Annotated in this window: 18 protein-coding genes; 13 read left to right on the forward strand and 5 right to left on the reverse strand. The window is 58.7% G+C overall.

All coding sequences use genetic code 11. The features are described 5' to 3' along the window. The first annotated feature begins 61 nt into the window (after positions 1–61). Genes PGH32_RS06650 through PGH32_RS06670 form a run of 5 tightly spaced genes read left to right on the forward strand, consistent with a single transcriptional unit; the run spans position 62 to position 4,934 of the window. Positions 62–1,384: an MFS transporter gene (locus PGH32_RS06650; protein WP_443112741.1), complete on the forward strand. Its 1,323-nt coding sequence runs from the start codon at positions 62–64 to the stop codon at positions 1,382–1,384. Positions 1,385–1,401: 17 nt separating this feature from the next. Further along, positions 1,402–2,565, forward strand: a complete 1,164-nt coding sequence (locus PGH32_RS06655; protein ID WP_337893540.1) for a mandelate racemase/muconate lactonizing enzyme family protein — start codon at positions 1,402–1,404, stop codon at positions 2,563–2,565. Further along, positions 2,559–3,455, forward strand: coding sequence for a dihydrodipicolinate synthase family protein (locus PGH32_RS06660; RefSeq protein WP_337893541.1), 897 nt, complete (start codon positions 2,559–2,561; stop codon positions 3,453–3,455). The genes PGH32_RS06655 and PGH32_RS06660 overlap by 7 nt, the downstream gene beginning before the upstream one ends. Beyond that, a complete protein-coding gene (locus PGH32_RS06665) occupies positions 3,452–4,348 on the forward strand; it encodes a 2-dehydro-3-deoxygalactonokinase (protein WP_337893542.1) in 897 nt (298 codons plus the stop codon). The genes PGH32_RS06660 and PGH32_RS06665 overlap by 4 nt, the downstream gene beginning before the upstream one ends. Further along, on the forward strand, positions 4,338–4,934 hold the full coding sequence (locus PGH32_RS06670; protein WP_337893543.1) for a bifunctional 4-hydroxy-2-oxoglutarate aldolase/2-dehydro-3-deoxy-phosphogluconate aldolase: 597 nt from the start codon (positions 4,338–4,340) through the stop codon (positions 4,932–4,934). The genes PGH32_RS06665 and PGH32_RS06670 overlap by 11 nt, the downstream gene beginning before the upstream one ends. Here the strand turns inward: PGH32_RS06670 and PGH32_RS06675 are convergent. Then, positions 4,914–5,606: a helix-turn-helix domain-containing protein gene (locus tag PGH32_RS06675; protein WP_337893544.1), complete on the reverse strand. Its 693-nt coding sequence runs from the start codon at positions 5,604–5,606 to the stop codon at positions 4,914–4,916. The two genes, PGH32_RS06670 and PGH32_RS06675, sit on opposite strands and share 21 nt — an antisense overlap. Before the next feature lie 1,989 nt (positions 5,607–7,595). On the opposite strand from PGH32_RS06675, the gene PGH32_RS06680 reads away from it, so the two are divergent. The 3 genes from PGH32_RS06680 to PGH32_RS06690 all read left to right on the forward strand — a co-directional run bounded on the left by PGH32_RS06680 (position 7,596) and on the right by PGH32_RS06690 (position 11,434). Then, a complete protein-coding gene (locus PGH32_RS06680; protein ID WP_314420047.1) occupies positions 7,596–8,354 on the forward strand; it encodes a MurR/RpiR family transcriptional regulator in 759 nt (252 codons plus the stop codon). Between the two features lie 118 nt (positions 8,355–8,472). Next, a complete protein-coding gene (locus PGH32_RS06685; protein ID WP_337893545.1) occupies positions 8,473–9,981 on the forward strand; it encodes a PTS transporter subunit EIIC in 1,509 nt (502 codons plus the stop codon). 19 nt (positions 9,982–10,000) lie between these two features. Beyond that, positions 10,001–11,434: a 6-phospho-beta-glucosidase gene (locus PGH32_RS06690; protein WP_337893546.1), complete on the forward strand. Its 1,434-nt coding sequence runs from the start codon at positions 10,001–10,003 to the stop codon at positions 11,432–11,434. Between the two features lie 620 nt (positions 11,435–12,054). On the opposite strand, the gene PGH32_RS06695 is transcribed toward PGH32_RS06690, so the two are convergent. The 4 genes from PGH32_RS06695 to PGH32_RS06710 form a co-directional block, all read right to left on the reverse strand. Then, positions 12,055–13,239, reverse strand: coding sequence for a M20 family metallopeptidase (locus PGH32_RS06695; protein WP_314420053.1), 1,185 nt, complete (start codon positions 13,237–13,239; stop codon positions 12,055–12,057). A gap of 47 nt (positions 13,240–13,286) precedes the next feature. Continuing rightward, on the reverse strand, positions 13,287–14,507 hold the full coding sequence (locus PGH32_RS06700) for a hypothetical protein (RefSeq protein ID WP_314420055.1): 1,221 nt from the start codon (positions 14,505–14,507) through the stop codon (positions 13,287–13,289). 372 nt (positions 14,508–14,879) lie between these two features. Then, positions 14,880–16,382, reverse strand: a complete 1,503-nt coding sequence (araA, locus tag PGH32_RS06705; protein WP_337893547.1) for an L-arabinose isomerase — start codon at positions 16,380–16,382, stop codon at positions 14,880–14,882. Next, positions 16,379–18,076 carry a ribulokinase gene (locus tag PGH32_RS06710; protein ID WP_337893548.1) on the reverse strand — a complete coding sequence of 566 codons (1,698 nt, stop codon included), beginning with the start codon at positions 18,074–18,076 and terminating at the stop codon, positions 16,379–16,381. Before PGH32_RS06710 ends, araA begins: the two co-directional genes overlap by 4 nt. A gap of 359 nt (positions 18,077–18,435) precedes the next feature. On the opposite strand from PGH32_RS06710, the gene PGH32_RS06715 reads away from it, so the two are divergent. The 5 genes from PGH32_RS06715 to PGH32_RS06735 all read left to right on the forward strand — a co-directional run bounded on the left by PGH32_RS06715 (position 18,436) and on the right by PGH32_RS06735 (position 24,113). After that, positions 18,436–19,419 carry an arabinose ABC transporter substrate-binding protein gene (locus tag PGH32_RS06715; protein ID WP_123330278.1) on the forward strand — a complete coding sequence of 328 codons (984 nt, stop codon included), beginning with the start codon at positions 18,436–18,438 and terminating at the stop codon, positions 19,417–19,419. 123 nt (positions 19,420–19,542) lie between these two features. Then, entirely contained in the window at positions 19,543–21,066 is a 1,524-nt protein-coding gene (gene araG / locus PGH32_RS06720; protein ID WP_337893549.1) for an L-arabinose ABC transporter ATP-binding protein AraG, read from the forward strand. Positions 21,067–21,082: 16 nt separating this feature from the next. Then, positions 21,083–22,066: an L-arabinose ABC transporter permease AraH gene (gene araH / locus PGH32_RS06725; protein WP_314420063.1), complete on the forward strand. Its 984-nt coding sequence runs from the start codon at positions 21,083–21,085 to the stop codon at positions 22,064–22,066. A gap of 14 nt (positions 22,067–22,080) precedes the next feature. After that, entirely contained in the window at positions 22,081–22,998 is a 918-nt protein-coding gene (gene araC / locus PGH32_RS06730) for an arabinose operon transcriptional regulator AraC (protein ID WP_314420064.1), read from the forward strand. Between the two features lie 74 nt (positions 22,999–23,072). After that, on the forward strand, positions 23,073–24,113 hold the full coding sequence (locus tag PGH32_RS06735; RefSeq protein ID WP_123330269.1) for an oxidoreductase: 1,041 nt from the start codon (positions 23,073–23,075) through the stop codon (positions 24,111–24,113). Positions 24,114–24,178: the final 65 nt, after the last annotated feature.

The following is a 24,178-nucleotide window of genomic DNA, read 5'->3' on the forward strand; positions in this document are numbered from 1 at the left end:
ACGCTAACTTTCATGACATGACGCGTCTTCCTCGGCGCGACGTTTATCCTCTGGAGGTCGTATGGAGAGTTCAGACCGCCGCTATGGCGGTGAGTACAGGGCGGCAGAAACCGCAGGCCCGCCCAAAAGCACGGCCAGAATCATGATGGCCGCCGGGATTGGCCACTTTATCGAGTGGTTCGATTTCGGCTTATACGGCACGTTAGCGGCGATTATCGCCAGTAACTTCTTTATCAGTGACGATCCGGCTACCGCGCTGCTGAAGTCCTTCGCGGTCTTTGGTTCCGGCTTTTTGATGCGCCCGCTGGGGGGCTTATTTTTTGGCTCGATGGGTGACCGACTGGGGCGGCGCAAAGTGCTGGTCACGGTGATTGTCATTACGTCCATCTCAACCTTCGTGATGGGGATACTGCCCACCTGGCATCAGGCCGGCATTATCGCGCCGGTGCTGCTGGTGATCACCCGCCTGGTGCAGGGCTTCGCGGCGGGCGGCGAAAGCTCCGGCGTGATTACCTATCTGGCGGAGAGCGCGAAGCCGCACCGGCGCGCCACGCTCACCTGCTGGAGCGAAAACTTTAGTTTTATGGCGTTCGTCTGCGGGTCGGGCCTGGTGCTGATGTTGACCTGGTGGCTGGGGGAAGCGGCGATGAACGACTGGGGCTGGCGCATTCCGTTCCTGCTGGCCGCACCGCTGGGGCTGGGTGGCTTGTATATGCGCCGCAACATGGAGGACTCGGCGGAATTTCACAAGCTGAAGGCGAGCGGCAGGCTTGAAAAGTCGCCGCTGCGCACCGCGCTGAAAACCTCGCTGTCGGCGCTGCTGTTCTGTACCGGTTTCGTGGTGATTAAAGCGGTCAGCAGCTGGGTGCTGCAGTCGTTTATGCCCGGCTATCTCTCCACGCATCTGCACTACAGCCGCACCGATTCCTATTTGATCACTACGCTGGGCCTGCTGAGCGTAGCCATCTGCATGCCGGTAACCGGTTATCTGTCGGACAGATGGGGCCGGCGGCCGCTGATGCTGATGGGCTGCGCCGGATTCATCCTGTTCACGTATCCCGCCATGCTGCTGATGACCCAGGGTTCGGTGGGCAGTTCTATCGCCGCGATGAGCATGCTGGGCGTGTTTGTGGCGCTGTTTAACGGCGGCTGCGGTGCTGCGATGGTGGAGCTGTTTCCCACTGCAATCCGCTATGGCGGCATTGCCATGTCCTACAACCTCACCGTGGCGCTGTTTGGCGGCGTCACGCCGCTGGCTTCCGCAAGCCTGATTACCTTCACCGGCGATCCGCTTTCACCCGCCTGGTACGTGATGATTACCGCGCTGATCTCGTTTATTGCGGTGTGGTTTGCCAAAGAAACGGCTGGAAAAGTACTGGATTAATGAGAACTGGAGCTTTTATGCACATAACGAACGTGGAGTGTTTCCCGCTTAAAATCACCCCGGACCAGGCCTATCTCGGCGGACGGGCGGACGGGAGCGAACCGGACTATTACTACCGCCCGGAATACCGCTGTGTCTATTCACGCAAGATGGAAACCTGCCTGGTGAAAATTACCAGCAGCGACGGCCACGTCGGCTGGGGGGAGGCGCTGGCACCGGTGGTGCCGCAGGTGGCCGCCGAACTGATTAAACAGCTTTTTGCACCGCTGCTGATCGGGGAATCCCCGTTCTCCAGCGGCGTGCTGAACGCCAGAATGTACGACTCGATGCGCGATCGCGGCCACACCGGCGGCTATCACATCGATGCCATCGCCGGCGTGGATATCGCCCTGTGGGATCTTAAAGGCAAAATTCTCGGTCTGCCGGTCCATCAGCTGCTCGGCGGCGCGTTTCGCCGCACGATCCCGTGCTATGTCTCGGGCCTGCCCGAACCGGATATCGACAGCCGCTGCCGCCTGGCGAAGCAGTGGCAGGAAAAAGGCTTTCATGCCGTCAAGCTCGCGCTGGGCTACGGCGTGCGTGAAGACGTCAAAAACATCCGCGCCATTCGTGAAACCCTCGGCGACGAGGCGCAGATTTTTATCGATGCGCACTGGAACTACAGCGTGGCCGAGGCCAGCGATTTAGCCACGCAGTTACACGCGCTCGGAGTGGGCTTTCTGGAAGCGCCGCTGCTGCCGGAGGATATCGCCGGCCATCGTGAACTGCGCGCTAAAAGCCCGGTGGCGATTGCACTGGGCGAAACCGAACGCACGCGCTACCAGTTCAAAGCGGCTATTGAGCAGCGGGCGGCGGACATTCTGCAGCCCGACGTCGGCAGAACCGGCATCAGTGAACTGATGCACATCGCCTCGCTGGCCGAAACGTGGAATCTGCGGGTGGCGCCGCATTTAAGCGTGGGGCTGGGGCCGTGCATCGCCGCGTCGATTCATGCCGCCGCCGCCATTCCCAATCTGTTTATGCTCGAATACCAGCCTCCCGTTTTTGCCCTTGCCAATCAGCTGCTGAAGCAGCCGCTGATCTGCGAAGGCGGTGCGTATCATCTGCCGCAGGGTCCGGGTTTAGGCATTGAAATCGATGAAGATCGCGTTCGCGACGTGGTTATGGAGGCAGCATGTTAAAAGGTAATGTCCCGATTCTCGCCACGGCATTTGATGAGCAGGGCCAGCTGGATCTGGCCTCCGTTGAACGTCTGGTAAAGTTTCTGCTGCAGCAGGGCGTTGATGGTCTGGCACTGTTCGGCAATGCGTCCGAAGGCTATGCCCTGACCCTGGATGAAAAGCGGGCGCTGTTTGACTGCGTCAAAAAACAGGTGGGCGACCTGCCGCTGGTGGCCGCGGCGGGCGGGGCGTCATCCGCCGTCGCCATTGAGGAGATCGCCCGGGTGCAGCACTGGGGCGCGCAGGTGGCGATGGTTAATCCACCCTCGGTGGTGAAGCCCGGTCCGGAGGAGATTTATCGCTTCTGGCGCGACATCTGCCAGGCCTGCGATATCGACATCATGATTCAGGATGCGCCGCTGATGACCGGGGTGAATATCCCGGTGCCGACGCTGGTGCGCCTGTGCCAGGATTTCCCGGCAATCAAATACATCAAAGTTGAACAGCCGCCCACCACGCTGAAAATCACCGCCTTAAAACAGGCGCTGGGGGAGAGCGTCGGCCTGTTCGGTGGCCTGAACGCGGGCTTCCTGTTTGAGGAGCTGTGCCGGGGGATCACCGGAACCATGCCCGCCTGCGAATTCCCGGAGGTGATCAATGCCATTCTGGCCGCCTGGCAGTGGGACCGACGTGAAGCTCAGGCGCTGTTCTATCGCTATCTGCCTTTCCTGCGCTACGGCGTACAGCCGGGAATTGGCGTGGCCATTCATAAAACCGTGCTGCATCAGGCCGGAATTTTTGCCAGCGATTACGTGCGTGAACCGGCAAAGAGCCTGGATGACATCACGCGGCAGGAGCTTCGGGAACTGACCGCATTTCTGCCGCTGGCCGCGCTGGGAGGGGAGCGATGAACTACATTGCGGTGGACTGGGGAACCAGCAACTTCCGCGCGCTGAGCGTGCGCGATGGCGTGGTGATCAAAGCGGTGCAGGACAGCTGCGGCGTTGGCAAATGCCAGAAAGCCGAACTGCCCGGGATCCTGCAACGGCAGATGCGGCGGCTGGAAGAGGCTTACGATGAGCGGCTGCCCGTGCTGCTGTGCGGGATGATCGGCAGTAATATCGGGCTTGCCGACGCCGGATATCTCGAAATGCCGCTCAGCTTTTCGCAGCTGCTGGGGAAGGGCCGGGCGCTGCCGGGCATCCTGCCGAATCCGCTCACCCTGCGGCCCGGCATCTGTGACCGGCGGGTCAACGAGATCTGCCGGGGGGAAGAGATGCAGCTGGCGGGGGCGCTGACGCAGTGCGATGCCTCGCTGTTTGCCGCCGTGGGCACCCACAGCAAATGGCTCAGGGTGGACCGCGCCCGGCAGGCGGTTATCGGGATGCAGACCATCATGACCGGCGAGCTGTATCATCTGCTGCTGAATCACGCGGTGGTGGGTAAAGGCCTGCCGGAGCAGGTTCACTCAGCGGCAGCATTTCAGTCCGGCGTAGAGACGGCAATCACGGTGGTGCGGGAGCAGGCCGAACTGGTGACGGAGCTGTTTCGCTGCCGGGGCCGCTACATCCTGGATGCGCTGCCAAAAGAGGCGGCCGCCTCCTGGCTTTCCGGCCTGCTGATGGGATACGAAATACTGCGCGGCGATCCCGGCGGCAATGAAACGGTATGCTATATCGGCAGCGAAGCACTGCTGCCGCACTACCGGCATGCCTGTGAAATACTGCACCGCCGCTGTCAGCTCCTGTCCGCCGAAAGCGCTACCCTTGCCGGATTCAATGAGGTGTTTCGTCATGGAGAATAATGCTCAGGTTATCGCCATCCTGCGCGGGATCCCCGCAGACGAAGCCGTGCCGCACATTGCCTGTCTGCTTGAGCACGGAATTAACCGCGTTGAAATCACCACCAACTCTCCCGAGTGGGAAACCAGCCTGCGCCGGGTTCGGCAGCGCTTCGGTGGTGATATCCAGCTCGGGGTGGGGACCGTCACCACCGCCGATCACCTGCGGCGCAGCGTGGCCGCCGGTGCCGATTTCATCCTCACCCCGAATCTCAATCCGGCGATCGTAACTCAGGCAAAAGCGCAGGGGCTTTTCGTCTGCGCGGGGGTATTTACGCCGGGGGAAATTTACAGCGCGGTAGAGCTGGGGGTGGACGTGGTGAAGATATTTCCCGCCTGCGCGCTGCCGCGCAACTATCCGCAGCTGATCAAAGGCCCGCTTTCTCAGCCCGTCAGCTTTTCGGCGGTCGGGGGCGTGGATCTGGACAATGCCGCTGAGTATCTGCGCTACTACGACAGCGTGGGGCTGGGGTCCGCGCTGTATAAACCGGGCCAGCGCGTGGCCGACACGGCAGCCCGCTGCGAACGATTAAGGCAGCATGGGAAGTGATTCCCCGCTGATTTTTTTTGCCGCCGAGATCAGGTACAACCGCAGGCTGGCCATATCCATTTTTTCGCTGTTGATGTTCGACAGCGCAATGGCGGCCTGCATGCCCGGGATATTGCAGGCCAGGCGGTAATCGCCGGGGCCAAAATCTTTAGCAAACACCTGATGCCGGCGCGCCTCGTCAATGTCCTGTTTCAGCAGCTGATGATCGTTGATGCCGATCCGGCCAATGATTTCTTCATCACTCATCGCCGACAGCAGTTTAATGCCGATGACGGAGTCATGTACCGGAAACGACTGGTAGTTGCCGATGGCGCGCGCAATGCTTTCCCCGCCGCGGGTATGGATCAGATACACCACGCTCCTGCCGCTCAGCGCGCCGATCACGATGGAGATGGCGTGATTGCCGCTCTCTTCCAGCAGATCCATCACCGCATTGTAAAACGCCGAATTGTGGATGGCGTGGGCCGAGAGGCGGTGGATGCCGATTCCCAGGCTGTATTTGCGCCCGGCATCGCGCTGCACCATATCCAGCGCCAGCAGGGTCTGCATCAGTCGCGTGACCTTGGCAGAATCCAGCGCCAGCTCACGGCCCATTTCGCGAATGCCCTGCGGTCGGGTCGCCGTGGCCAGTAAATTCAGACAGCGAAAGGCATCATAGACGGTACTGTTCATCGGGATCCTTGCCGGGGGAGAGGTTAGTGATGATAAATCCTGCGCGTGCACGGTGACATCGGTTTAGCGGTGGAATGTGAAGTGTCTCAATTGTACGAATGAAGTTAATTTGGTCGTTCCGCGGCGGGATTGGTGAATGGGATGACTGTTAAAGGCAGGTTGCATTGTGATTGGTGAATGGGGCGACCGTTAAAGGCAGATTGCGGTTTGATTAGTGACTGGATCGACCGCTGCGGGCAGATCGCCGGGTCGCCGTGAATACATCCCTGTAGGCTTGGCTGCCGCATCCCTGCGGCAGACACCCGGCTAACCCGTCCCGCAGCGGTCTCCCTTTTGAGTCATAGCGTTGCTGCCAGAGAATACTCGTTAATCTGGGCGGGCAGAGATTGTTCGCGGCGGGATTAGTGAATGGGGCGACCGTTAAAGGCAGGTTGCGGTGGGATTGGTGTGTGGGTCGACCGCTGCGGGCAGATCGCCGGGTCGCCGTAAATACATCCCTGTAGGCTTGGCTGCCGCATCCCTGCGGCAGACACCCGGCTAACCCGTCCCGCAGCGGTCTCCCTTTTGAGTCATGGCGTTGCTGCGAGAAAATACTCGTTAATCTGGTCGGGCAGAGATTGTTCGCGGCGGGATTGGCGAGTGGGATGACCGTTACGGGCAGATTGCGGCGGGATTGATGTATGGGGCGACCGCTGCGGGCAGATCGCCGGGTCGCCGTAAATACGTCCCTGTAGGCTTGGCTGCCGCATCCCTGCGGCAGACACCCGGCTAACCTGTCCCGCAGCGGTCTCCCTTTTGAATCGTGGCGTTGCTGCCAGCTAGTATGTGTTGATATGGCCGTTCAGAGAGTGTTCGCGGTGGGATTGGCGAGTGGGATGACCGTTACGGGCAGATGGCGGTGGGATTGGTGAATGGGGCGACCGTTAAAGGCAGGTTGCGGTGTGATTGGTGTATGGGTCGACCGCTGTGGGCAGATCGCCGGGTCGCCGTGAATACATCCCTGTAGGCTTGGCTGCCGCATCCCTGCGGCAGACACCCGGCTAACCCGTCCCGCAGCGGTCTCCCTTTTGAGTCGTGGCGTTGCTGCCAGAGAATACTCATTAATCTGGTCGGGCAGAGAGTGTTCGCGGTGGGATTAGTGAATGGAGTGACCGTTAAGGGCAGGTTGCGGTGTGATTGGTGAATGGGGCGACCTTTAAAGGCAGGGTGCTGTGTGATTAGTGGCTGGGTCGACCGCTGTGGGCAGATCGCCGGGTCGCCGTAAATACGTCCCTGTAGGCTTGGCTGCCGCATCCCTGCGGCAGACACCCGGCTAACCTGTCCCGCAGCGGTCTCCCTTTTGAGTCATGGCGTTGCTGCCGGGAAAGAACGAGTCTTCTAGCGGCGATATCAAAATATCTGGTCTGGAGCAAAATCCGTCCTCTTGCAGCAACGCAAGTATATTCAGGCAATCGGTGCTATCCGGAAAAGCGGACCGTCCGAGCACAGGGATGTGCGAGGCCGAGCGAACAGGGACGTGGCAGCGGGTCCGCGTTCCGGATAGCACCGATACGCCAGACGCGTATACCGAAGCGATCGATTCAAGCGCTGTAATGTGCATGACGAGCGAACAGGGACGTGGCAGCGGGTCCGCGTTCCGGATAGCACCGATACGCCAGACGCGAATACCGAAGCGATCATTTGAAGCGCTGTAATATGCAGGCCGAGCGAACAGAGACGTGGCAGCGGGTCCGCGTTCCGGATAGCACCGATACGCCAGACGCGAATACCGAAGCGATCATTTGAAGCGCTGCAATGTGCATGACGAGCGAACAGGGACGTAGCAGCGGGTCCGCGTTCCGGATATTGCTGCCTGTCAAAATGCGTCACTCATCACGTTTCAAACAATTATATTTCTTCGGCAGGGCGCTTTTTACGGGAATAATCGCACGCCTGTCACGCCTTGTGACATGATGGGCAGCATAAATGACACTATGAGATTGATGAATAATGTTCAACGCCAGAAAAATTGCCGATCTGAACGTACTGGAAAGTCATGTCCACAATTACATTATCAAAAACATTAACGCGGTTATTTATATGACCATCAGGGAACTGGCCGATAATTCCGGAGTGTCGACCGCGACGGTACTGCGCTTCTGTAAAAAAATGGATTTCAAAGGCTACTCCGAGCTTAAAACCTGCCTCAAAATTCATTTACAGAAAAACAACACCTTATTGATACCGCACGGCGCGGAAGAAATACTGACTTTTTTTAAAAGCATCAGGAATGATGAATTTGATGAAATGATAGGCCGCGCGGCCGACCACATCCGAAGCGCGGAGCGCGTTTTCTTCGTCGGGGCAGGAAGCTCCGGCTCGCTTGGCCGCTACGGCGCGCGGTTTTTGTCTAACATCGGCAAGTTCAGCAACCATATTGACGACCCCTGGTACCCCGTCAGCACGGATATGGCCCAGAGTGCCGTTGCTATTGTGCTCTCCGTGTCGGGTGAAACGCCTGAAATAATAAAAATCGCCAGGCAGTTCGTTATTCATCAGTGCAAGGTTATCTCGATCACCAGCAGTCAAAACTCCACCCTGGCAAAACTGGCTGACTTTATTATCCCCTATCATGTCTCGCGTATTCTAATTGAAAATGAATACGACATTACGACACAGATCCCGGTGATGTTTATCCTCGAATCTATCGGGCGAAAACTGGCGCTAAGCAGTCATGATACTCAGTCACAGGGTGTGACATTTCTGTAATTAGTGACGAATTTCCGCCCGTTGTGACCACGTGACATTGCCTCAGGCTTTTCCTAACATGCCGGGAATGAATTGGGACCTGCGGGCCTGAATTCCCCTCTGGCAATGGAAAAAAGCGATGGCGATAAACTATGCAGAGTCTGCGAAAGAAATCGTAAGACTCATTGGTGGCGATGACAATGTGATCGGCGTAACGCACTGCGCGACGCGGCTGAGATTTGTGCTTAAGGACCCCTCACAGGTAGAGATTGAATCACTTAAACGCGTTAGCGGCGTTATCACCGCCGTTAAGGCCAGCGGTCAGATGCAGGTAGTGATTGGTAACCACGTCGGCGATGCCTACCGTGAGGTGCAAAACCTGCTGAGCATCGACGAGAACGCTGCGGTAGAGGCGCCGAATGTCGGCATCGTAAACCGCCTGATGGATATCATATCCAGCATTTTCGCGCCTTTTCTTTATCCCCTGGCCGCCTGTGGCGTACTGCAGGGCATAATCTCCCTGCTGACGGCGATCGATCTTATGGATCCCGCTGGAGGCACCTATCGCATACTTAACTTCGTCTCCTGGACGGGGTTCACGTTCCTTCCCGTAATGGTCGCCTTCACCGCCGCCAAAAAGTTTAACGTGAATCCGTTTACCGCGGTGATTTCAGCCTGTGCTCTGGTCTCTCCGGACTACTTGAATATGCTGACCGCCAACAAAATACTGACGGTGAATTCAGCCGATCCGGCGATGCAGGCGCTGATGAAAAGCGCCGTTGAAAATCCGGCCATTTCGAAAGTGCTGGTGGAGGTTGCTGGCATCCCCGTGGCGTCCGAACCGCTGACCTTTATGGGCCTGCCGGTAGAGTATCTGAGCTACACCTCGTCGGTGATCCCCATCATTCTGATGGTCTGGGGGATGTCTTACGTCCAGCGTTTCTTTGAACGGATCCTCCCGATGGTGATCAGGAATCTGTTCACGCCGATGTTTTGCATCGCGATTATGGTTCCGCTGACGCTGCTGGCGTTTGGCCCCATCGGCAATACCATCGGGGGAGCGATCGGCGGCGTCTATAACACCCTGTATCACCTGAGCCCTGCCGTAGCCGGGTTTGTCGTGGGTGCCCTGTGGATGCCGTTGGTTACGCTGGGCGTGCACTGGGGCATTACGCCGGTCACCGTGGGTAACTACGCGACGCTGGGTTACGACACGTTCACCGGCCTGCAGGCCTCCGCCGTGTTTGGCATGGCGGGTGCGGTATTGGGTGTCTACCTGAAAGCGAAAGATGCGGAGATGAAGCGCCTGGCATTATCCGCCGGGGTCACCGCGCTGTTCGGGATCACGGAACCGGCGATTTATGGCGTTGCGCTGCGGCTTAAACGCCCGATGATTTGTGGCTGCCTGGCCGGGGCCGGCGGCGGGGTGATTGCCGGCGCCTTTAATGCGGTTTCCTGGAGCTACTGCATCCCGGGGATTGCCGTCCTGCCGGTGTTCTTCAAGGAAGGACATATGACCCAGTTCCTCGGGTTCCTGATGTCGATTTCCGTCGCGTTTATCCTCGGGATTGTCTTCACCTGGATCGCCGGCTTTACAGAAAACACTCAGCCCAATGCTCGCGCCGTTTCACAACCCGGCACCGTCTGAACATCTTTAGAGAATGATTATGAACAACGTATTTCCAGAAAATTTCATGTGGGGAGGTGCCGTCGCGGCACACCAGGTTGAAGGTGCGTGGGATAAAGGAGGAAAAGGCCCAAGCATTGTGGATGTCCTGACCAGCGGAGCGCACGGCGTTGACCGGGTTATCACGGAAGGCGTTCAGGAAGGCTTTCTCTACGCCAATCACGAGGCTTCAGATTTTTACCACCGCTACCGTGAGGATGTTGCGCTGCTGGCAGAGATGGGATTCCGCTGCTTTCGCACCTCTATCGCCTGGTCGCGGATTTTCCCCCGGGGCGATGAATCTGAACCCAATGAAGAGGGGCTGCAGTTTTACGACGCGCTTTTTGATGAGCTTCTGAAGTATGGCATTGAGCCGGTGATCACCCTGTCGCATTTTGAAATGCCGAATTTCCTGGTGACCGAATATGGCGGCTGGAAAAATCGGCAGGTTGTCGACTTTTTCGTCAACTTCAGCGTGGTGGTATTAAAACGTTATCAGCACAAAGTGAAATACTGGATGACGTTTAATGAGATCAATAATCAGCGCAACTGGAAGACGCCGCTGTTCGGCTACTGCTGCTCCGGGGTGCTTTATACCCGGGAGCCTAATCCCGAAGAGTGCATGTACCAGGTCCTTCATCACCAGTTTGTCGCCAGCGCTCAGGTGGTTAAGCTCGGCCATGAGATCAACCCGGCGCTGAAAATAGGCTGCATGATTGCTATGGTGCCGCTTTATCCTTACTCCTGTCACCCCGATGATGTGATGTACGCGCAGGAGGCGATGAGGGAGCGGTTCCTGTTCAGCGACGTGCATATGCGCGGCCATTACCCGGCCTATATTCTGAAAGAGTGGCAGCGTAAGGGCTATAACATCGCGATGGAACCCGGTGACGCGCAGATCCTGCGGGAAGGTTGCGCAGATTACATCGGGCTGAGTTATTACATGAGCAACGCGGTCAGCAAAGAACATGCGGGGTCAGGCTCGGCGCTGTCCGGGTTTGAAGGGAGCGTGCCGAATCCGCATGTGAAGGCATCCGACTGGGGCTGGCAGATCGATCCGGTCGGCCTGCGCTATGTGCTGAACATCCTTTACGAGCGCTATGAGAAACCGCTTTTCATCGTTGAAAACGGCTTTGGTGCCGTGGATAAGAAGGATGAGTCCGGCGAAATCAACGATGACTATCGGATCGATTATCTGCGTTCGCACATTGAAGAGATGAAGAAAGCTGTGGTGGAAGACGGCGTAGACCTGATGGGCTACACCCCGTGGGGCTGCATTGACTGTGTATCCTTCACGACCGGGCAGTACAGTAAGCGGTACGGCTTCATTTATGTCGATAAGAACGACGACGGCAGCGGCACTTTTGCGCGTTCAAAAAAGAAAAGCTTCGACTGGTATCGCCGGGTCATTGCCAGCAACGGGAGTGAACTTTAACGACCGCTAAGGGATTGGTGAATGGGGCGACTGTTACGGGCAGATCGCGGTGGGATTGGTGAATGGGGCGACCGCTGCGGGCAGATCGCCGGGTCGCCGTAAATACGTCCCTGTAGGCTTGGCTGCCGCATCCCTGCGGCAGACACCCGGCTAACCTGTCCCGCAGCGGTCTCCCTTTTGAGTCATGGCATTGCTGCCAGAAAATACTCGTAATCTGGGCGGGCAGAGAATGTTCGCGGCGGGATTGGCGAGTGGGGCGACCGTTAAAGGCAGGTTGCGGTGTGATTACTGACTGGGGCGACCGCTACGGGCAGATCGCCGGGTCGCCGTAAATACATCCCTGTAGGCTTGACTGCCGCATCCCTGCGGCAGACACCCGGCTAACCCGTCCCGCAGCGGTCTCCCTTTTGAATCATGGCGTTGCTGCTAAAATAAGTGTTTTCCTGACAGCAACACCAGTATCTACAGGCAATCGGTGCTATCCGGATAAGCGGACCGTCCGAGCACAGGGAAGTGCGAGGCCGAGCGAACAGGGACGTGGCAGCGGGTCCGCGTTCCGGATAGCACCGATACGCCAGGCTCATGAACCCGCAGCGAGACAGCCCTGCCTGACCGCAGCGTTAAAAATCATCCTGTTGCAGATAACGCCACGCATACTGCGCGTAAAGCTCCGCACCGTGCACCATCACATCCTCATCAATATTGAAACAGCCGTGATGATGCGCCCAGTCGGTGCCCTTTTCCTTATTGCCGCATCCCAGCAGGGCAAAGCAGCCCGGGATATTTTCGATAAAGTAGCTGAAATCCTCACCGCCGGTAGTAGGGCGCTCGGCGTACAGCACCTCTTCGCCAAAGGCATCGCGGATCACCGACTGCGCCAGCAGGGCGCTGCGCTCTTCGTTGATCACCGGCAGCGTACCGTAGGTGTACTCCACTTCGGCCGTAGCCCCGTAGATCCCCGCCGTCTGGTGGGCGTACCGCTCGATTGCCGCCTTCAGGCGCTCGCGGGTGGCGACGTCAAAGCAGCGCACCGTACCGTCCAGCACGGCGTTTTCGGCAATCACGTTAAAGCGCGTACCGACCTCCATCCGGCCAATGGTCACTACCGCCGAGTCCAGCGGTGAGGTCTCGCGGGAGACGATGGCCTGCAGATTCATCACAAACGACGAGGCAACCACGGCGGCGTCAATACAGGCTTCCGGCATCGAACCGTGGCCGCCGCGGCCTTTGAATTTCACCTTAAGCAGGTCGGCAGAGGCAAAGCTGGAGCCGACGTTGCAGGAAATTTTACCGGAGGCGGTGGTGGTCCAGATATGCATACCGAAAACGTTGTCCACGCCTTCCACTGCACCCTGGCGAACCATCTCGCGTGCGCCCTGGGCAATCTCTTCCGCCGGCTGGAAAATCAGCCTGACGTTGCCGCGCAGTTCGGCGCGGTGTTCCTGTAGCGCTCTGGCCGCGTTCAGCAGCATGGACGTGTGCGCATCGTGGCCGCAGGCGTGCATTTTGCCGTCGGTCAGCGACTTATAGCTCAGCGTGGTGCTCAGTTCCTGGACCGGCAGCGCATCCATATCGGCGCGCAGCGCCACGGTTTTACCCGGCTGGCCGCCTTTTATCTCGGCGATAATGCCGGTCGGTTCAGTAAGACGATAGCTGATGCCGATCTCATCCAGCGCCTGCGCCACCTTCTGCGTGGTGCGGACTTCTTCCCACGGCAGCTCGGGGTGGGCGTGCAGGTCGCGGCGGAAGGCGATCATCGCCTCGGCCCAGGCTCGAACGGACTCGGTGATTGACTGACTGGTCATGAGTATTGCTTCCCTTATCTCTTGTACCGGTTGTACTGAATAATGCGTTAAACAGCAGGAATAATGTAGCCGACCATGATCCCGGCAAGGACCACCGACACCATGGTAACGGAAATAAAGCCGCCGACCAGCATCGGGGCCAGCATGTGCTGGGTCAGCACTTCGCGCTCTTTTTCATCTTTGGTCAGTGCGGTGATGGCTTCGTTAGTAATAATGTAGTCCGCCGGGAAGCCGTACATTGAGGTCAGCGCAATGGCGAAGGCCATCTCCATACTGACGCCCAGCAGTTTGCCCACCACCCAGGAGACGATAAACATCCCCACCACGGCGGCGGCAATCAGTACCAGCATCGGGAACAGCAGGCGCAGCAGCATTTCCGGCGTGGCGCGGTTCAGCGTATCAAAAATAAACAGCATCAGGCCCATCACCGCGAAGCCAAAGCCGTTGGCCTTTTGCAGCGGCTGCCTTTCCAGGAACCCCAGCGAGGCGGCGATCACCCCGAACAGCAGGCAGAGCACGAACGGGCTGACCGCCACCACGGGCGCCAGCCAGCCTGAAACCAGATACGCCAGCCAGCCCACGAAGGCGAGGCGCATAAATTTGAAGTAGCTGGTGTTGTAGTGGGCGGGGAAACGGCCAAACAGGCGCGGCATGGCATTGTCGGCGCTGGCGGCACCCGCCGCCTTATCCGGCAGCGGTGCGGCGGCAACGGTTTCCTGCCATTCCCCACGGCGGTATTTCTGCAGCACGCGCCTGCCTTCGCGCTGCAGCATAATGGCGGTAAGCGGATAGCCGGCAAAACCCTGCATCACGTAGATCAGAATGGCGAAAACGGACAGATCGACCAGTCCGGCGGACGCTGCACCTTTGGACATGATGATCGCCGACACGATGCCGCCGACCAGCGGTGGAATGGTGACAATGGCGGTATTACGGTCGAACATCAGCATGCAGACCACGAAGACCGTGGCCATAATCCCGGCGATACCGGCCAGCGAGATTATAATGGTTTTCCACTGGCGGATCAGTTCAGGGACCGAGAGCAGGGTGCCCATATTGGTGATCAGCAAATACATCAGCATAACGGCCACCACCGGCGTGATACCGGCGCGGCTGACAATATCCTGCGGGAAGAAGGTCCAGTAGCCAATTAAAAACAGCACCGCACAGACAAATACGGACGGGATCCAGGCTTTGGTTCTGACCGATACCAGGTCACCCAGGTATAAAATGACCACAACCAGCAAAAGTGCGAACATTTGAGACATAAGACACATCCATTTGATTATTTTTAGAATAACAGCCCTGTTAGTCAGATAATCTGATTTTTACCTGAAAACTATAATTATCAACTTGTTGGTGGGGCTGGTAAGTCGAGGTTTTAGAACAAATGCCCAGGGTGTTAAATAAAGTGACCCGTGACAATAATTAACACAGCGCCAAACTGATGACCAGAGAAGAATGACGGGAAATGTGAGGTTATAAGGAAAAACGAGGTGATTTTGCGATGAACGCTTATTTCAGCGGCGTTATGACTGCAGCGCGGTGATATATCCGCAGTTGGGAAAATCCAATATTAATAACGCGAAGCAACGATAAAATAACCCCGGTAGCACCCTCGGGCGCTACCGGGACTTTCTTTAACGTGCCAGACGATAATAAGCGTCGTTCCAGCGCAGCGCATCGCGGAAGCCGTGAATGGTGGTGTCGTTATCGATCACCAGTACTTCGATATTATGCAGTTCGCCGTACAGTCGCATATCGTCCACCGTCAGCGCCTGGCTGAACACCGTATGGTGGGCGCCGCCGCCGAGGATCCAGGCTTCAGACGCCGTCGCCAGCGAAGGCTGCGCGCGCCACAGTGCCCGGGCAACCGGCAGCGCGGGCAGGTCGTGCGGCTGCTCGATGGCGTCGACCACGTTGACCAGCAGGCGGAAGCGATCCCCCATGTCGATCACGCTGGCATTCACCGCTGCGCCCGCCGGAGAGGAGAAGATCAGGCGTGCCGGATCCGCCTTACCGCCAATGCCCAGCGCCTGGACGTCGAGCAGCGGGCGGGCTTCGCGGGCGATAGACGGGCACACTTCCAGCATGTGCGAACCCAGCACCAGGTCGTTGCCCGGTGAGAAGTGATAGGTGTAATCCTCCATAAACGAGGTGCCACCCTGCTGATTACCGGCCATGACCTTGAAAATATGCAGCAGTGCGGCGGTCTTCCAGTCGCCCTCACCGGCAAAGCCGTAGCCCTGCTGCATCAGGCGCTGTACCGCCAGCCCCGGCAGCTGGGTCATGCCGTGCAGGGTCTGGAAGTTGGTGGTAAAGGCGCGGCAGCCTTCGCCGTCGAGGAAGCGCTTCATGCCCAGTTCGATGCGTGCCGCATCCAGCACGTTCTGGCGTCGCTCGCCGTTAACGGCCGCCGCCGCAGAGAACACGTAGCTGCTCTCGTATTCATCAACCAGCGCGCTGACGTCGCCGTCGCTGACCTGATTAATCACCTCCACCAGGTCGCCGACGCCCCAGCCGTTCACCGCATAGCCGAACTGGATCTGCGCGGCGACTTTATCGCCTTCGGTCACCGCCACTTCACGCATATTGTCGCCGAAGCGCGCCACCTTCAGCTGCTGGCTGGCGAGTTTTGCCGCCGCGCCGCGCATCCACTGTGCAATGCGCTGCACCGCCTGCGGATCCTGCCAGTGGCCGGTTACCACCTGATGCGGCAGGCGCATCCGCGCACCGATAAAGCCGAACTCGCGGCCGCCGTGCGCGGTCTGGTTGAGGTTCATAAAGTCCATATCCATGCTGTCCCACGGAATTTCCGCATTGAACTGGGTATGGAACTGCAGCAGCGGCTTGTTGAGAACGGACAGCCCGCCGATCCACATTTTCGCCGGTGAGAAGGTATGCAGCCAGGTAATAATCCCCAGGCACTGCTGGTCGTGGTTGGCATCGCGGCACAGCGCCAGCGCCTCGTCCGGGCTTTTGACCAGCGGCTTAAGCTGAAGTGGGAAGGGCAGTTTTCCTTCACGGTTAAGCTGGTCAACCACCTCTTTGCCGTGCTGTTCAACCTGACGCAGGGTTTCCGCGCCGTACAGATGCTGGGTACCAATCACGAACCATACGGTTGCGGTGCTTAACTGGGTCATAAAACCACTCCTTCACTAACGGTTGACTGTTGTGGCGCAAACTGCGGTTCGGCAACTTCGCACCATTGAAGATAACGCTGATAAAGCTGTTGAAAACGGGCGACGCGCGCGGGGTCTGGCTGCAGGGTCTGCTCCAGCGGGCTGGCCATCTGCTGCTGCGCGGCCGGAATATCGGCATAGACGCCGGCGGCAACGGCGGCAAAAATGGCCGCACCCAGCGCGCAGCACTCGTCGGAAGCGACGATGTCCAGCGGGCGGTTCATCACGTCGCAGCACACCTGCATAATCGCCGGTGACTTGCGGGCGATGCCGCCGAGCGTCAGGATCTGCTGCACCGGAATATCCTGCTGCTCGAAGCACTCCATAATCGCTCTGGCCCCGAAGGCGGTGGCGGCGATAAAACCGCCGAACAGGGTGGACGCATCGGTCCCCAGGTTGAGATCGGTAATCACCCCCTTCAGGCGCTGGTTGGCGAACGGCGTGCGGCGGCCGTTAAACCAGTCCAGCACCACCGGTAAATGGTCGAGCTGCGGATTGCTGGCCCAGGCTTTGGTTAAATCCTCCAGCAGGGCGCGGCGAATCGGTTCCAGCTGGGTTTTCAGTTCCGGCTGCTGCTGCATGGCCTGCACCAGCGGCCAGCTGAGAAGACGGCTGAACCAGGCATACATATCGCCAAACGCCGACTGCCCGGCTTCAAAACCGATCATGCCCGGCACCACGCTGCCGTCGACCTGGCCGCAGATGCCCTTGATGGCCCGGTCGCCTACGCGCTCGGGGTCGGCAATCAGAATGTCGCAGGTGGAGGTGCCGATCACTTTCACCAGCGTGTACGGCTTCGCACCGGCCCCGACCGCGCCCATATGGCAGTCAAAGGCACCGCCGGAAATCGCCACGCCGCGCGGCAGGCCGAGCCGTTCCGCCCACTCGGCGCTCAGCTCACCCACCGGCAGATCGGCGGTCCAGGTATCGGTAAACAGGGGAGAGTCCAGATCGCGGGTCAGCAGCGGATCCAGCGCATTAAGGAATGCCGCCTCCGGCAGCCCCTGCCACAGCGGATGCCAGAGTGATTTATGCCCGGCGGCGCAGCGGCCCCGGCGCAGGTCGGCGGGGGCGGTGGTGCCGCTGAGCAGCGCCGGAACCCAGTCGCACAGCTCCACCCACGAGACGGCGGCGTCGCGTACCGCGGCATCTTCACGGCTGACGTGCAGAATTTTGGCCCAGAACCATTCCGAGGAGTAAATGCCGCCGATGTAGCGGGAATAATCCCCGAACTCGCCGCTGTGGCACAGGCGGGTGATGGCTTCCGCTTCTTCGATGGCGGTGTGATCCTTCCACAGCACAAACATCGCATTAGGGTTATCGGCAAATTCCGGGCGCAGCGCCAGTACACGGCCTTCGCGATCGATGGGGGCCGGGGTCGAACCGGTCGAATCCACGCCAATCCCGACCACGTTCTGGCTGTCCGCGCCGAGTTGAGTGACAACGTCACGAATTGCCTGCTCCAGCGCCTCAATATAATCCGCGGGATGATGGCGGAACTGATTGCGATTGGGCTGGCAAAAACGGCCTTCCTGCCAGCGGGGATAGGCGACCACCTGTTTCGCCAGTTCACGTCCGCTGGCACATTCCACCGCCAGCGCCCGAACCGAGTCGCTGCCAAAATCCAGACCGAGGGTAATGGCACCCTTGTTCATAGTTGTTCTCCAGAGACGATAGTCAAGTCTCCTTATCCTGAGCACATGGTGCAGAAGCGGTTAGGTGTGAGTGGCTGCATATATGCACTTTTCTGCCATCCGTTCCGGTTATGTGATGCGCTTCAAATGTTACTTTCCGGTTAAATCAGCTGAATGCATGGACAAAACGCCTGTAATTCCAGTGTGTGATAGCGCTCTACAAATTTCCGTTTATATACGGGTAAAACTAATTAACCGCCGCCGCAAAAAACACGACGGTTTTATATAAGTTACTGTTTATACGATTTTAATAATTTCATCTTCCGATTGTTACCGTTTACACAACCCCGTCAAAAGCGGGCACTGAGCCGGAGAGCCTCATGCACAAATTTACTAAAGCACTGGCCGCAATCAGCCTTGCTGCCGTTATGTCACAATCCGCTATCGCAGAAACAATGAAACTCGGTTTTCTGGTGAAACAGCCGGAGGAACCGTGGTTCCAGACCGAATGGAAATTCGCTGACAAAGCCGGTCAGGAGCTGGGCTTTGAGGTGATAAAAATCGCCGTGCCGGACGGTGAGAAAACCCTGAACGCCATCGACAGCCTGGCGGCCAGCGGGGCGAAAGGGTTTGTTATCTGCACCCCGGACCCGAAACTGGGTTCCGCGATTATGGCGAAGGCGCGCAGCTATGACCTGAAGGTGATTGCGGTCGACGACCAGTTCGTTACCGCGAAAGGCAAGCCGATGGATACCGTTCCGCTGGTGATGATGGCGGCGACCAAAATCGGCGAGCGTCAGGGTCAGGAGCTGTATAAGGAAATGCAGAAGCGCGGCTGGGATGTGAAAGAAACCGCGGTAATGGCCATCACCGCTAACGAACTCGACACCGCCCGCCGTCGTACCGGCGGATCGATGGATGCGCTGAAGGCGGCCGGGTTCCCGGAAAAACAGATTTATCAGATCCCCACCAAATCTAACGATATCCCGGGCGCGTTCGATGCCGGCAACTCGCTGCTGGTGCAGCATCCTGAAGTGAAAAACTGGCTGATCGTCGGCATGAACGACAACACCGTGCTGGGCGGCGTGCGCGCAACGGAAGGCCAGGGCTTTAAAGCGCCTAACGTTATCGGCATCGGCATCAACGGCGTGGATGCGGTCAGCGAACTGTCGAAAGGCCAGGCCACCGGCTTCTACGGCTCGCTGCTGCCAAGCCCGGACGTTCACGGCTACCGCAGTATCAAAATGCTGCACGACTGGGTGACCAGCGGTACGGAACCGGCCAAATTTACCGAAGTGACCGACGTGGTGCTGATCACCCGCGACAACTTCAAGGCTGAACTGGCCAAGAAAGGGCTGATGTAAATCAGTCTGTGACAATGTCACTTAATGCGGATCGGTCGCTGCGGCGATCGGCCCTCAGTCAGGTTAACCGTATGACCGGACGCGTGCAGTTTACGCCGTCCAACACCGTTTCAGGGGAGTGATATGACCAGAGAACCCGCTTATCTCAGCTTTCACGGCATAGGTAAAACCTTTCCCGGCGTGAAGGCACTGCAGGACATCAGCTTCGACTGCCATGCCGGAGAGGTCCATGCGCTGATGGGGGAAAATGGTGCCGGGAAATCAACGCTGCTGAAAATTCTCAGCGGAAGCTACCGCGCCAGCAGCGGAGAGATTCGCCTTCAGGGCCAGCCGGTGAATTTTCAGCACACCACCGATGCGCTGAACGCCGGGGTGGCGATTATTTATCAGGAACTGCATCTGATCCCGGAAATGACCGTGGCAGAAAATATTTTCCTTGGCCAGCTGCCGCACCGCGGCGGGCTGGTCAATCACCGCCGCCTGCGCGCCGAAGCGGCGAAGCAGCTGGCGGTGCTGGGCATGGATATCGACCCGGACATGCCGCTGAAATACCTCTCACTGGGGCAGTGGCAGATGGTTGAAATCGCCAAGGCGCTGACCCGCAACGCGCAGGTGATTGCCTTTGATGAGCCGACCAGCTCGCTTTCAGCGCGTGAAATCGACCAGCTGTTCCGCGTGATCCGCCAGCTGCGCGCCGATGGCCGCGTGGTGCTGTACGTCTCGCACCGCATGGAGGAGATCTTCGCCCTCAGCGATGCGATTACCGTTTTCAAGGACGGCCGTTACGTCCGCACCTTCAGCGACATGAACACCTGCGACAACGAACAGCTGGTGCAGGCGATGGTCGGGCGCGATATCGGCGATATTTATGGCTACCGCCCGCGTCCCTGCGGCGAGGTGCGCCTGCGGCTGGACAACGTGCAGGCTAAAGGCGTGCGCAGCCCGGTATCCTTCAGCGTGCGCGCCGGTGAAATCGTCGGGCTGTTTGGCCTGGTGGGGGCCGGGCGCAGCGAGCTGATGAAAGGGCTGTTCGGCGCTACCCGACTGACCGGCGGCGAGCTGTGGCTGGACGGGGAAAAACTCACCCTGCGCGAACCGGTTGAGGCGATCCGGGCCGGGATTATGCTCTGCCCGGAAGACCGCAAGGCCGACGGCATCATTCCGGTTCACTCGGTTCGCGACAACATTAACATCAGCGCCCGCCGCAATAACCTGACGGCAGGCTGCCTGATTAATAAGGCCTGGGAAGCGCAGAATGCCGGGCTGCACATTCGTTCACTGAACATCAAAACCCCGACGGCGGACCAGCTGATTATGAACCTCTCCGGCGGCAACCAGCAGAAGGCGATCCTTGGCCGCTGGCTGTCGGAAGAGATGAAAGTGATCATGCTCGACGAGCCGACGCGCGGGATCGACGTGGGTGCCAAAAATGAAATTTATCAGCTGATCTATGCGCTGGCCGAGCGCGGTATTGCCGTGCTGTTTGCCTCCAGCGACCTGCCGGAGGTGATGGGCCTTGCCGATCGCATTCTGGTAATGCGCGAAGGCGAGATCGCCGGCGAGCTGGCCCACGATGATGCCACCGAGGCGCTCACCCTCGGCCTGGCGATGCCTAAAACAGCAAAACCTGCCACCGCGGTGGCCTGACATGCAGGAGAAACCTATGTCTTCGACAACTTCAACGACCGCTCCGGCGGCACCGTCGCGCCTGAGCTTTGGGCGCATCTGGGATAACTTCGGCATGCTGGTGGTGTTTGCCGCGCTGTTCCTCGCCTGTATGGTGTTTGTGCCCAATTTCGCCAGCCTTATCAATATGAAAGGGCTGGGACTGGCTATCTCCATGTCCGGCATGGTGGCCTGCGGTATGCTGTTCTGCCTGGCCTCCGGTGACTTCGACCTCTCGGTGGCTTCGGTGATTGCCTGCGCGGGTGTGACCTGCGCGGTGGTAATCAACCTGAGCGAAAGCCTGTGGATTGGGGTCGGTGCCGGTCTGCTGCTCGGCGTGGCCTGCGGCTTCGTTAACGGCTTCGTCATCGCTAAGCTGAAAATCAACGCGCTGATCACCACCCTGGCGACCATGCAGATTGTGCGCGGTCTGGCCTATATTTTCTCCGACGGTAAAGCGGTGGGCATTGAAGACGAGCGCTTCTTTGCGCTGGGCTACGCCAGCTGGCTTGGCGTACCGGCACCGGTGTGGCTGACGATTATCACCCTTGCGCTGTTTGCCTTCCTGCTGAATAAAACCACCTTTGGCCGCAACACGCTGGCTATCGGCGGCAACGAAGAAGCTGCCCGCCTGGCCGGGGTGCCGGTGGTGCGTACCCGGATCATCATCTTTATTCTCTCCGGCCTGGTGTCGGCGGCGGCGGGCATTATCCTGGCCTCGCGCATGACCAGCGGCCAGCCGATGACCTCGATTGGCTATGAGCTGATTGTGATCTCGGCCTGCGTGCTGGGGGGCGTATCGCTGAAGGGCGGCATTGGTAAAATTTCCTATGTCATCGCGGGCGTCCTGATCCTGGGGACGGTTGAAAACGCTATGAACTTATTGAATATCTCGCCTTTCTCACAGTACGTGGTGCGCGGTTTGATATTGTTAGCAGCAGTGATTTTTGACCGCTACAAACAGAAAAATAAAGCAGCCTGATAAGGGGACGCATTATGTACCATCGCCTGGCACCGGTCGCACAATCTAACCCGCTTTTACCCGGTTATCAGTTCGGTGCCTGGCTGGTGGCCGGGCTGACGCCGATTAACGCCGACGGGCCGCTCGATTTCTTCGTCGACCGGCCTCACGGCATGAAGGGCTATATTCTTAATCTGACGGTGAAAGGGCGCGGACGCATTTTCGACGGCGAAAACGCCTTCGACTGCGAAGAGGGCGATCTGCTGCTGTTCCAGCCGAAAACCCCGCACTACTATGGCCGCTCGCCGGACAGCGACGCCTGGCATCACCGCTGGGTCTATTTCCGCCCGCGCGCCTACTGGAGCGACTGGCTGTCGTTTCAGGACGAAGTGCAGGGCGTGGGGCGGTTGCATCTTCCCGAAGCGCTGCGCGGGGAGTTTGACCGCCTGTTCGCCAGTATTGAAAACACCCATAACTCCGGGCGACGCTTCGCGGAAGAGCTGGCAATGAATCTGCTGGAGCGCCTGCTGCTGCGTGCGGTAGAGGAAGATCCGCGCAGCCATCAGCAGGTCCGCGACTCGCGGGTGATTGAAGCCTGCCAGTATGTCACCAGCAACCTGGCGGCCGAGGTGAAAATTGAAGAGGTTGCCAAACACGTCTGCCTGTCGCCTTCGCGGCTGGCGCACCTGTTCCGCGAGCAGATGGGGGTCAATCTGCTGCGCTGGCGCGAAGACCAGCGGGTGATCCGCGCCAGGCTGCTGCTGCAGACTACCCAGGAACCCATCGCCAGTATCGGGCGTGAAGTGGGCTATGACGACCAGCTTTACTTTTCCCGCGTCTTCCGTAAACGGGTTGGCGTCAGCCCCAGCGATTTCCGCCGCCGCAGCCTGGATGCGCACGATGCGCTGGTCGCTCAGGAAACATGGTACGTACCGCGGCGTGCTAATGAATAAAAATCAGAATGATTTCAGCTTGTCCTCTCTGGGCCGATCGTCTTAAATCAATGGGTAACCAATGAGGAAAAGTGATGACTGATAAAATACGTGTAGGGCTGGTGGGCTATGGTTTCGCCAGTAAGACGTTTCATGCGCCGCTGATTGCCGGAACGGCAGAAATGGAGCTGGCGGCGGTTTCCAGCAGCGATGCCGCCAAGGTTCATGCCGACTGGCCTTCGGTGCAGGTAGTATCCGATCCTCAGGCGCTGTTCGACGATCCGACCATCCAGCTGATCGTCATTCCCACCCCGAATGACACTCACTTCCCGCTGGCGAAAGCCGCGCTGGATGCGGGTAAAAACGTGGTGGTGGATAAACCATTTACCGTGACACTGTCACAGGCACGCGAGCTGGATGCGCTGGCAAAATCCAAAGGTCTGCTGCTGTCGGTGTTCCATAACCGCCGCTGGGACAGCGACTTCCTCACCGCCAAGTCGCTGCTGGCTGAGGGAACCCTCGGTGAAGTACGTTACTTTGAGTCGCACTTCGATCGTTTCCGTCTGGAAGTGAAACAGCGCTGGCGCGAGCAGAAAGGCCCGGGCAGCGGCATCTGGTACGATCTGGGGCCGCATCTTATCGATCAGGCACTGCAGCTGTTCGGTTCCCCGGTAGCGATTAACGTCGACACCGCCGAGCTGCGTCCCGGCGCGCAGACTACCGACTATTTCCACGCCACGCTGATTTATCCTCAGCGCCGCGTGGTGCTGCACGGCAGCATGCTGGTGGCGGCGGAATCCCCGCGCTATCAGATCCACGGCACGCAGGGCAGCTACGTGAAATATGGCCTTGACCCGCAGGAAGATGCGCTGAAAGCGGGCGCGCGTCCGCCGCAGGAAGACTGGGGCTACGATATGCGCGACGGCGTGGTGACGCTGGTCAACGGTGACGTGCTGGCGGAGAAAACGCTGCTGACCATTCCGGGCAACTATCCGGCGTACTATGCGGCGATCCGTGACGCGCTGAACGGCGTGGGTGAGAACCCGGTGAAAGCCGAAGAGGCGATTCAGGTGATGGAGCTGATTGAGCTGGGCCTGCAGTCTGCCGAGAAACGCCAGACTCTGTCGCTGAGATAATCTGAGCCGCCCAGGGTAGATCCTGTGACAGGGGTTAATTTGGGCGGTCAACGTAAGATACTGTC

The sequence above is a fragment of the Erwinia sp. SLM-02 genome (genome assembly GCF_037450285.1).
GTDB lineage: Bacteria > Pseudomonadota > Gammaproteobacteria > Enterobacterales > Enterobacteriaceae > Erwinia.